Annotated in this window: 7 protein-coding genes; 2 read left to right on the top strand and 5 right to left on the bottom strand. The window is 44.0% G+C overall.

Annotation, left to right across the window (positions count from 1 at the left end):
• From WA010_RS03575 to WA010_RS03565, 3 genes are all read right to left on the bottom strand, one after another.
• The coding region (locus WA010_RS03575) for a DUF2201 family putative metallopeptidase (protein ID WP_422555800.1) at nucleotides 1-678 on the bottom strand (678 nt) is incomplete at its 3' end.
• Between the two features lie 3 nt (nucleotides 679-681).
• Complete coding sequence (locus tag WA010_RS03570) at nucleotides 682-1,674, bottom strand: ATP-binding protein (protein ID WP_422555799.1); 993 nt, start codon at nucleotides 1,672-1,674, stop codon at nucleotides 682-684.
• Nucleotides 1,674-2,921, bottom strand: coding sequence for a hypothetical protein (locus WA010_RS03565; protein ID WP_422555798.1), 1,248 nt, complete (start codon nucleotides 2,919-2,921; stop codon nucleotides 1,674-1,676). The genes WA010_RS03570 and WA010_RS03565 overlap by 1 nt, the downstream gene beginning before the upstream one ends.
• Before the next feature lie 79 nt (nucleotides 2,922-3,000).
• Between WA010_RS03565 and WA010_RS03560 the strand changes: the two genes are divergently transcribed.
• Both WA010_RS03560 and WA010_RS03555 read left to right on the top strand, forming a co-directional pair.
• On the top strand, nucleotides 3,001-3,261 hold the full coding sequence (locus WA010_RS03560) for a tetratricopeptide repeat protein (protein WP_422555797.1): 261 nt from the start codon (nucleotides 3,001-3,003) through the stop codon (nucleotides 3,259-3,261).
• A 49-nt stretch (nucleotides 3,262-3,310) separates the two neighbouring features.
• Nucleotides 3,311-3,754, top strand: a complete 444-nt coding sequence (locus WA010_RS03555; protein WP_422555796.1) for a hypothetical protein — start codon at nucleotides 3,311-3,313, stop codon at nucleotides 3,752-3,754.
• Between the two features lie 10 nt (nucleotides 3,755-3,764).
• Here the strand turns inward: WA010_RS03555 and WA010_RS03550 are convergent, their stop codons facing one another.
• Together WA010_RS03550 and WA010_RS03545 are read right to left on the bottom strand one after the other, a co-directional pair.
• On the bottom strand, nucleotides 3,765-3,944 hold the full coding sequence (locus tag WA010_RS03550) for a hypothetical protein (protein ID WP_422555795.1): 180 nt from the start codon (nucleotides 3,942-3,944) through the stop codon (nucleotides 3,765-3,767).
• 12 nt (nucleotides 3,945-3,956) lie between these two features.
• Nucleotides 3,957-4,434: hypothetical protein (locus WA010_RS03545; protein WP_422555794.1), on the bottom strand; the 478-nt coding region annotated here is incomplete at its 5' end.

The raw sequence follows: 4,434 nt of genomic DNA, 5'->3' as shown, positions 1-4,434 counted from the left end.
GTGTACCCCCGGCAGATAGACGCCGTCATACAGGAGCTTTTTACTAGGAGGGATAAGAGTGTAATCACTCACATAATACCCCCCAACCCTCTCACGTAGTTCACTCCGCCAATCGATGAGAGATTTTTTATTCGGTTGAATCAAGTGATGGATCGCTTCGCTGAGGGGATCTTGTGTCTCCAGTGCCTCTTCTGAGCGTTTTTCACGCTGTGCACGAGAGAGCTTTTCATCCAATCCCTCATCGTCTCGCCCCTCGTCACTGTCTCGGTCGTTTTGTTCCTGATCCAAAAACTCCAGTGAGAGTTCATGATAGATCTCTTCGGCACTGAGGTTTCCAAACCGTTTATCGTAGGTGATCGCTGGAGGCGGAGTAAACCCACTCTCAATCAGCAAGGTATTAATCGCATAATCGCACGCCATGTTCCAGAGCCACGGACTACGGTTCCCCCGTCTGTGAGTATGACTCAACGCCTCATGCAGTGCGGCGTTGCACAGAGCGAACATCTGCTCACCCTCACTCAGGGATTCCATGTACCCCTCACGATACTCGAACCGCCCCTCTCGGGTGGCGAAGCTCTCGATGTTATCGTTGAGTACACTCTCCATACCGCTGGCAATGGTGCCGAAAAACGGATAATCGAGGAGTAATTTGGCTTTGAGGGGAGAAAAATCGATCATAAATTAGAGTAAATAGGCATACGCCTCAACCCATTCACCGAATGCGTCCAGATGCTCCATCGCCACCCCCTGCCGTTGGAGGTCTTGGACGATGAGGACGGCAAACTCATTTTTGAGCTTCAAGGTATAGCGCAACACATGAGAGAGTGCCTCTTCATTTGGAGTCTGTAATAGTCGTGATACAAGGACATTAGAGAGAGCATAAAGGGTGGAAAGTTCACTCGGTGCTTCGCACTCTTCGCCGCGCAATATCGCATCCACATCGGGGAGGTGATCCATAATTTTGCAATACCCCAGAAAATCGACCGCCGCATCTTCCCCCACTGCTCCGCTGATTGCTTCAAGAAGGAGAGTGTGAGGCAACGGACTTCGAAGGATTTTATGAACCGCTTCCCAGCTGCGAGGCGTCGCAAAACTGCGGAGATTTTTCAGAGGATCAAATCCAAATAATGCACTGTTTTTAAACCCGATATAAGCAATCAGACGAGGGTCAATGCGCGATTTTACCGCCCAATCTCTCCAATCATCACTACTCACCTCCATCTCGATATGGACAAACCGATTGGCCAGCGGTGAGGGGAGACGGTAGACGACGCCACGATCCCCCTCACGGTTCCCTGCCGCGACAATCGACCACCCATCAGGAAGAGTGTATTCCCCCACCTTACGATCAAGTATCAGCTGATAGGCTGAAGCCTGTACGGCAGGGGCGGCGGCATTGAGCTCATCGAGGAAAAGGATCCCCTCCCCCTCACGAGGTAAAAACGACGGCGGCGCCCAGAGTGCGGTATGGGACTCTTTCTCATAAAACGGGATCCCTTTAAGATCGGTGGGATCGAGTAAGGAGAGGCGCAAATCGATACACTCGAGATTTTTCTCTTTGGCAATCTGTTTGATAATCGAAGATTTCCCTATCCCCGGTGCTCCCCAGAGAAAGGTCGGGATCTGCGATTCAATGAGAGATTCTACCGTTATTTTCGCCTGTGAACTGCGCATCAGAACCATCCTATATTATGAGTTTGTATGTGTTTTCCAAAAGCCGGGTTTGTTTTCACCGCCCGCTCAAACCGCCGATCCAATGAGAGTTGGTAAAGGGTCTCTATCGGCGTGGAAGTATTGGATGACAGAGCCGATAACACCTCAGCATCACCGTCAGAAGCTAGCAATTCGAGTTTATCGCTAGAGAGTGAGGGATTCAAAGCGAGAAAAGCGGAAAATTGTCCGCTCTCAAAGAGGCGATCCAAAATTTTGGCTTCGGTAGCAGAATTGGAAGCGAGTGCTTTTAAAACCGTATCTTCCCCTAAAGCAAAAAGTTTTTCTTGCATCGTGGGTGTAAGGCTCGGATTCGCCGCCAAATTCACAGCATAACTCTCCAACAACCACCCAAAACGATCCTCATTCAGTAAGATTTTCGATGCGATCAAATGAGGATAATCTGATTCCAACTGCGTAATACCATGAGGTGAGAGGGAATGATTTTGTGCAAGAATTTCATTAACATCATCACGATTCAATCCCAATAACTCCCTCTCCAATGCCAACGGCTCCCGATGAGCCATCAACGCCGCTCTCTCCTGTAATAGCAGACGCAAAATACTCTCTTGCGTATCGGGATGAAGCGCAATCGCATCCAATACTCCGTTCAAAGAGCGATCTTTGGGATTTTTGATTTCATTCGCGATTGGGGAGAGTTCTGCGATAGCAGCGATCAATTCTCGATTTCCATACCGCTCGATCAGATGAGCCAACCCGCTCATCGCGTACTGTACGTTGTGATTGCGATCCAGATCAGCGTAAAACCGCCCGATGATCGAAGCGGTCACGTCTCGATTAGTGTCATTATCAAAGAGCCCCTCGCATCGCCAATCGTAAAGTTTGAGGAGTTTAAAAAACAGCTCATCGGTGATGTAGGGATTTTGCAAGAAATTGACAAGGCGTTCTTGATTACGAGAGAGCTTGAGGCTCATCAGCAACCGATTAGGCTCGATGGAACGGCACAACCACTCTTCGAAAGGGGCAAGCTCAATAATCGGCGTATTCGATTCCTCATACAACCGTGCCGATTCGCTTTGTTCATACGGATTCATCATCCGCCCCTCGATAATGAGGGCGACATCTTCGCTATAACTGCATACACGGGTAATTTTATGGAGTTTGAGGAGAGTATCAAACTCATCAGAGTTAAGTGCACGGGTTTTCCCTAACAATAAAATCGATTTTTCGCCCAATGCTTCATAGTTCATAACGCGTATTATATTCAGAGACTCTAAAAAAATTCACACAAAGGTATAATGTCGCCAATAGTTTAAAAGGATTTTAACGATGGAAGAACTTTACGAGGGAATTGCCGCTTACGATGCGGGAGACTACACCAAAGCGCATGAGCTTCTCTACCCGTTAGCCGCCTACAAACGCGATCCTGAAGCACAGTTTCATATGGGGATGATCTACTTTTACGGTGAAGGGGTGGAAAAAGATATCGATAAAGCGATGGAGTGGTGGAAGAAAGCAATGAGAAGCGGTCATGTTGATGCGGCTTACCGCCTCAGCGAACTGAAGACATCAACCAAAACGACGTTTTAAGAACCTATGCTATAATCTCTACCATGATGTTAAAAGAGAGAATTTCACAATGATTGATCTATTTAAAGAACACCGCAAAAATTTTCAAGAAAAGTTAATTGAAAAAATGGCGGTTTACTATTATCGCTATACTCGATACCACACCAATTATTCCGTTGTGATATGTTATGTGGCTGAAGCAATAGATCTCTCTATAATTAAAACACATATACGTAAAAGTGACGAATTTTTTAAACTCAATAACCACTTATATGCTTTTGTTCTGGATTCGACAGATGATGCCCAAGGGATTAAAACAGCTAATAATATTTTAAGTATTATCCAACCGCAGTATTTTTCGAAGCATCTTTATATGGCAGTCGTAACCGCTAGCAATTACACGGATACATTTCAAACCATCCACGATCTTTTTGATCTGATTGAATATGCCCTTCATCATAATATCAATAACAGTGTCATTGACTCTACGCAACCTGTCCTACACGAGGGCTAATAAAAATTCTTTATGCTATCACCCGTTGGATAGAATAACGCATATCCTCATCTAAACTCTCCATATTACTGAGCATCCAAGATAAGTACCCTTTATCCCCTTCAGCAATCTCCGTAAGTGTTTTCCCTTTGTATTTGCCAAACTTCAATGGATGACGCTGCCTAGCACTCGAACGAAATTGCAATATCAAAAGAACAACATTTTAAGAGTCAGTTTCAATATTCTTTGAAAAATCCATCATTAAGTGGTATAACTTAAACTTATCATGACTTGATTTATATAGTTTATTTACTTGAATAGTATTAAAAAAAGTTCCAATCTTTGCCATATTTTGGTCAATATCCATCGAACAAACTATAAAACCAATCATTCCATTAACACCATAATGCGAAGGATAATAGTATTCTATCTGATCAGACTTATACGCTGTCGTAAATCTTGCTATACCATCATTATTATATGCTTTGTTTAATGTATTTTTTCCGTCAAGGCGTTTACATTCAATAATATAAAATGCATCAAAGTTTTCAAAGTCGTTTTTTGTGTGAATTTTTATATCAACACGCCCATCATTTACATCGACTTCTTTATCGAACCTAAAACCTGTGATATTGCACTGATTATTTCTTATATCAGTTTTATTGATATAATCATCCAATAATCTATCTCTTATATAATTC

This window comes from Sulfuricurvum sp., assembly GCF_049305995.1.
Lineage (GTDB): Bacteria > Campylobacterota > Campylobacteria > Campylobacterales > Sulfurimonadaceae > Sulfuricurvum.
The sequence above is the reverse complement of the archived record's forward strand: the minus strand, read 5'-3'. Positions and strand labels throughout refer to the sequence as shown.